Source organism: Roseomonas sp. TAS13, assembly GCF_001950415.1.
GTDB classification, from domain to species: domain Bacteria; phylum Pseudomonadota; class Alphaproteobacteria; order Acetobacterales; family Acetobacteraceae; genus Roseomonas; species Roseomonas mucosa.
Genome location: NZ_BDLP01000289.1, coordinates 1 through 5,748, shown reverse-complemented (window position 1 = coordinate 5,748; position 5,748 = coordinate 1). Strand labels below are relative to the sequence as shown.

Genomic DNA, 5,748 nt, shown 5'->3' with positions numbered 1-5,748 from the left:
GGTCGGGGGAGGGCTTCATGCTCTCGGCTCTCCCGATCTGGGTGCGGCCGATGGCTGTCGCGCTCTCGGTACGCCAACCACAGGACGCAGCGTAAGGCTGTATCCGGTGGACCGGCGCTAGCCCGCCGCGCCGCGGATGCGGCCGAGGTCGAGTACGCCCTTCGCGCCCCAGCCCTTGGCACCGGCCGAGACTTCCGGCCGGAAGCGCTCGTAGAGACGGAATCCCACCCGGTTCAACTCATCCGGCGCCAGCGAGCCGGCCAGCATCTCCATCGCCGCCCTCACGGCGCCGAGGTCCTCGCCGAACGCCCGCTCGACGTAGCCGGCCGCGGCGGCAGGCGACGCCGGCTTATCGTGATCCATCGCGCGCAGCGTGCCGTTCTCCTCCACGACGGGCACGTCGCGGCCCAGCAGATGCACGGCCCGTGGCCGCTGCGTCCGCTCCCCTTCCTGCCGGCGCGCGGCGTCGCGCAGGTCGCCGCCCTCGTGCCCGTCCCCGGCGATGCCGATGGCCTTCGCCTTGGCGCGCGCGCTGGAGCCGGCCACAGCCCGCCCCAGCGTGATCGCGGTCTCACGGTCGTGGCCCAGGCATTCGGCCACCACCGCCGCCCAGAGCGTCAGCACGGGCGCCCGGTTCACCTTGATCGCCTTTCCGCCTGCCGCCGCCATCGCGCTGCCTCCGCCCACCGTGGCCGTCCAACGGTCCAAGTGATGACGGGATGCGTGTGGCGCTCCATGTCACCCGGGTCAGCCGCCGGGCCGGCGCCTCGCGGGATCCGGGGCAGGACACCACCATGAAGATCGAGCTTCGCAACGTCGCCTACAGCACGGCCCTGAGCGAGGAGACCAGCAACTTTCACGCCGATATCTGGATCGACGGAAAAAAGGAAGGGTACGCGCAGAACCACGGGACCGGCGGGGCTACGACCGTGCGGCCCGACGCCCTGCGGCTGCGCCTCGACGAGTACGGAAGAACGCTGCCGCCGGTGGATGTCGGCACGCCGACGGGCGACGCACCGCGCATGATCGTCCAGGATGCCGAGTGGATCGTCGATCAACTGCTGACCGACTGGATCGTGCGCCGCGACCTGAAGCGCATGCTGCGCAACCGCGCCGTCTACACCCGCGTCGATGTGCCCGGCATCTACCAGACCAGGGTGCTGACGCCGGAACGGCTGGCGGAGGTCCTCGGCTCGGCCGCGGTGAAGGAGAGGTGGAAGGTGAAGGCCTGGCTCAACACCATGCCCGAGGATGAGGCCGTCGCCACCTATCATGAGGCCGCCGGCTGACGCCGGTCGGCAGCGGATGAAACAGGGGAATCGCTCACGACCTCCAGGCTCGCCCTATCCGGGCGCCATCGCACCGACCAGGCGCCCCCAGGGCCACCGGCGGAGCGGAGCAACGTGAGCCGCCAGCACGGCCCCATACCTTGGACCGGTGTCGCCGCTTCCACATGCCACCGGCTGCGAGCGGGCGACGACGTCCTCCGCGCCGTACCCGGCAGCAGCAGCAGGCCGATGCCACCGCCGGCCTCGGCCGCGAGCTGCAAGCGCCGTGACGCCACCATGTCCGGCGCTGCGCCCTGCACCACGAGCAGGGCACCGGCGACGGCGGGACACCGCAACGCTTCCTCGAAGGCCCAGAGCCCTTCTCTCGGCCGTTCGGCGCGCACGAGGACGAGGCTGGCGGGATCCAGCCCGAACGCCGCGAGGCCTGGTGGCCAGGCCTCGGGGGAAGGGCTGATCCACAGCACTGTGCCCGCGGCGCGCGCCAGGACCAGCGCGCAGAAGCCGGCCGCCGCGCCGGGATCGGCGGCGATCACCTCGTGCAGCGCGGCACGGGCAAGTCCTCCACCAGGGAGGTGAGCGTCGATCGTGCCGCACAGCGCGATCCCGGCCGCCTCCGGCGCGCCGTTCCGCTCCATGCGCGCGACGCGGGCGCGCAGGGCGGCGAGGACGGCAGCGCAGTCGATGGGCTGTTCGCTGGTCGCCGCCGGATCATCGGTCATCGGCGACGCTATGAATGATGAACCGAACAAATCAAGAACGATTCTCTGGCGCTACCCACATGGACGCGGCATCCTGTCGCAGTTGAACCAAGTACTGTGACGGCATGCCGGGAGAGCGTGCGACAGCAAGCATGACCAGTATGCCGCAACCGATAGGTGTCCTGATACTACCGCCGTAGCGGGGCGGTAGTCTTGCATTCCGGAAAGCCTGAACAGCCAACTATCGGGCGGTAGCGCGCTTTCGGACGCTCCTTCATGTGACCAGTTTTGCAAGTCGGGCAGCTCTCGCCAGCGGCCATGGGCGTGGTCAGACGGATGCGGTTACCAGTCCGGCGCAGCTCACCTTGGGCGAGGTTGCGCTTGAAGTCGCACGCGCCGCATCCTTCGAAAGCTCCATAGGCACCCGAGCGCTGCGTCAGTATCCCCTTTCGGCATTTGGGGCACGGCTGAAGGTGCCCGCCGTCCTCCATCCACAATTTGATCAGCCCTTGGTCGGCCATCTCAATCAGAAAACGAGAGGGCGTAGACGCCTTGGTGTATATACGCACTTGCCGCCGAGCACGCGTCATGGCGACGTAGAAGACGCGGCGCTCCTCCGCCATGGGGAAGTCCTCGCCGTCCGGCATCGCGAGAACGAGCACCGGGTCGTCGGCGACTTGGCTGGGGAAGCCGAGATTGTCCTCGACCATGTTGAGGATCATCACATAGTCGGCTTCGAGCCCCTTGGCCGAGTGGATCGTGCGGAATTCGATATCGAGTTCCTCGCCAAACTTTTGCCGCCAGGATCCGATTTGGGCCTTAGGCTCATCGTGGTTGTAGCGGCCGAGCAGCATGACGCTAATCCGTCGGTCCTCCACACGATCGACCGCATCTTTCTGGATCTGCTCGTACAGCCGATTTAAGTGCGTCTCCACGCCCTGCAACGCCTGCTCCGACGAGTCGAAGGCGAAGGCCACGATCGACTGTCCTGCCCGCGTATTGGTCGTCTGAACCGTCTTTTCCAACTGGCGGGGATTCACTGAGATGAAGGCGCCCGAGGCGTCGCACAGCGACTGCGGGCAGCGGAAGGTGGTTACCATCCTTAGCTGTGAGGAGTGGGGGAACGTGCCGGCGAAGTCGGTCATTACCGTCAGATCGGCGCCCGCAAAGCGGTTGATGCTCTGCCAGTCGTCGCCGACGACGCAGAGATGCCCGCGCTGATCCGTCCGGTCGAGCAGCGCTTTCAAAAGTCTGACCCGCGCGCGTGAACTGTCCTGGAACTCGTCGGCGAAGATCATGGTATAGGGGCTGTTGTAGGCGCCGGCCTCGATCAGCGCCGCAGCCTCGACAAGCATATCGTCGAAGTCGATGCACGACGTATCTCGTAGCCGTCGCTCCCACTCATCCGCGATGCGCTCGTAAAGGGAGAGGAATCTCAGCGAGCGTGCCGAGTGCGCGTCGTCGTCGGACGCTTCGATCCGGCGACGGATGTCCGTCACCGTCGTGCCACCACCCTTCACGTGCTGCTGGAAACCGCGCACTAGGTTGGCTAGAGCCAGCGTGTCCATTGGCGGCTCGCCCTTAGCCGGACGGTTGGCGTCGTAGACCAGTTGCACCCCACGCGCTTCGAGGGCTTCGGTGAGTTCACGAAAGCCTGCGCCACCCCGGACGCTGTGCGAAGTCGTCTCGAACAGGTCCGTCTCATGCTCCGCATGGCATTCGCGCTTCCATGCGACACCCACTAGATAGTCACCGGTGAAGTGCGGAGGCGGCATACCATCGCGCCCGAGCGCGAAGTGCTCGTGGTAGAGCTTGGCGTCGGGATAGTAGAAGTCGGGGCGATATTGCTGGTACGTAGCCGTCCGGGTGTCGTGCTGGTAATCCCGCTCGTACTGGTATTTCACGCCGTGGTAGAATAGCCAGTCCGCGATCAGCCGCTCCTCCTGGCTCTTCACCCAATCACCATTGGCGGTGCGAATGTCGCCGCGCCCGGATTCCTTTGGCTCGGTGAGATCTGCGGCGCGGCCAATGGGGCGCCCAAAGACCGTCCGGAACAGATCCCATTCGATCCCGAATCCCGGATCTCGGGCGCGCAGGTCCTCGACGATCTTGACGATCATCTCGTTTTCCTGCCGTCGTTTGCCTATCCATCGGGCGACCGCCGGCTTTGGACCCTGCCTCGCCGTGATGACGTCCCTGCCGAAGGCATGGAATGTCTTGACGGTGACGCGCTCCACGCCGTCGATCCCCTTCAGACGTTCACGCACCCGCTGACGAAGCTCGTCCGCAGCGTCGGTGTTGAAGGCGAGCAGCAGGATCTGTTCGGGTTCGGCCAGTCCTTGGTGGAGCACGTAGCCCGTCTTGGCGACCATCGTGGACGTCTTGCCCGAGCCGGCGGCCGCCACGATCTGCACCGCATCGTCCATGCAAATGCAGGCATCCTTTTGTTCATCAGTCAACGGCGAGGCTTCGACCGTGTCGAAGAACACCTTCAACTTGGCCTTCTGGTCGGTCAGATGCTGCTGGTTGTGTGTTGCGAACTCGGCGAGGAGCTCCCTGGTCGCGACCCGGGTGACGGCACCGAAGCTGTCGTGCTCGGACCCTGGCGGGGGATAGGTTGCGATGATGCGATGCGCGGCGCTCTGCGGTATCCAGCGCGTCCGATCAACATCAGGCTCCCATTTGCTTCGCCAATCGCGTTCCTTTGTGGTTTGCTCCCGACGCCACCGGTCCGGGTCGAAGGGCTTTGTCGAACCGCCGCCGAAGGACGGTCGCTTGTCGTCTGAACCGAAAAGGCCGCCGACGAGCGCGACCGCGCCAAGGGCCAGCCATTCGATCATGCTGTGTTCTCGTCCTTTATCTTGCCCATTCTACGCGAGCGTGTTCTAGGGTGGGCGATGTCGCCGACCAATTGGTGCAGTTTATCATTAGGCAGCTGGATCCTTCCGGGCCTTCGCTAGCGCCTGTGTGCCACCGTTTCCGAGGCCCTCGCCTTGGAGAAGGCAAGCAGCGCCCGGGACCTGCATCCATTCTGCACCGATCGCCACCATTGCCTGCAAAGAGAACATGAACGAGAACCGCCCGCGCGAGACCTTGTTCTTGATGGCGCCCTCGGTGTCCTCGACCCCGATCGCCGCGAGCGCCTCGACGAGGCGCGCGTAGCTGATCCCTCGACGCATGATCTCCGCGCGCAGCATGTTCCGGGCGAGCGATTCCCAATCAGCTTCGGCTATTGCACCTTCCATATCATCCCCATCCGCCCACGAGGTATCGCATAGGGCGCAAAAGGCTACGTATAAGACACTTTGCCGGATGCCTCGCAGGCTCCCTTGCTCGGCGTCGGCAGCGTCTGCCGCCGCCAGGTCGGCGGCGCCGACGGCGTGCTGCGCGTGGTCGACACGCTGGACCGGGCGCTCGGGGATGCCCCGGTGAGGCTGCATCTGTACGGGGTCAAGTCCGAGGCAATGCACGCCCTGCGCGACCACCCCCGCGTCGCCTCGGTGGACAGCCAAGCCTACGGCCAGACCGCCCGGCGTGCCGCCTTCCTGGGCGGTCGGAGCAAGACCGATGCCTTCCTCGCCCGGCACATGGTGGCGTTCCAGCGCCGCCAGGTTGCCCTGCTGGCGGCGCCGGGGCAGGGGGCTCGTGCCCCCTTCTTCCCGGCCGCCCTGCCAACGCCTCCGACTGATCCCATCGAGGCGCGGGTGGCTGTCGCGGCCGAGGAACTCCGGGCGCTCCACGAGGACGGTGAGGTGGCGCGG

At 66.3% G+C, this 5,748-nt stretch carries 6 protein-coding genes; 2 read left to right on the top strand and 4 right to left on the bottom strand.

Annotated elements, in window-relative coordinates:
* Positions 1 to 117 precede the first annotated feature (117 nt).
* Positions 118 to 669: a hypothetical protein gene (locus ROTAS13_RS18300; RefSeq protein WP_027297319.1), complete on the bottom strand. Its 552-nt coding sequence runs from the start codon at positions 667 to 669 to the stop codon at positions 118 to 120.
* Positions 670 to 794: 125 nt separating this feature from the next.
* On the opposite strand from ROTAS13_RS18300, the gene ROTAS13_RS18295 reads away from it, so the two are divergent.
* Entirely contained in the window at positions 795 to 1,289 is a 495-nt protein-coding gene (locus ROTAS13_RS18295) for a hypothetical protein (protein ID WP_139323431.1), read from the top strand.
* Here ROTAS13_RS18295 and ROTAS13_RS18290 read toward each other — a convergent pair.
* The 3 genes from ROTAS13_RS18290 to ROTAS13_RS25800 form a co-directional block, all read right to left on the bottom strand.
* Complete coding sequence (locus ROTAS13_RS18290) at positions 1,271 to 2,008, bottom strand: ImuA family protein (RefSeq protein ID WP_051544305.1); 738 nt, start codon at positions 2,006 to 2,008, stop codon at positions 1,271 to 1,273. The two genes, ROTAS13_RS18295 and ROTAS13_RS18290, sit on opposite strands and share 19 nt — an antisense overlap.
* A gap of 167 nt (positions 2,009 to 2,175) precedes the next feature.
* Positions 2,176 to 4,827, bottom strand: a complete 2,652-nt coding sequence (locus ROTAS13_RS18285; RefSeq protein WP_027297322.1) for a UvrD-helicase domain-containing protein — start codon at positions 4,825 to 4,827, stop codon at positions 2,176 to 2,178.
* 87 nt (positions 4,828 to 4,914) lie between these two features.
* Positions 4,915 to 5,232, bottom strand: coding sequence for a DUF6471 domain-containing protein (locus tag ROTAS13_RS25800; protein ID WP_216348684.1), 318 nt, complete (start codon positions 5,230 to 5,232; stop codon positions 4,915 to 4,917).
* 84 nt (positions 5,233 to 5,316) lie between these two features.
* On the opposite strand from ROTAS13_RS25800, the gene ROTAS13_RS18275 reads away from it, so the two are divergent.
* Positions 5,317 to 5,748: hypothetical protein (locus tag ROTAS13_RS18275; protein WP_216348683.1), on the top strand; the 432-nt coding region annotated here is incomplete at its 3' end.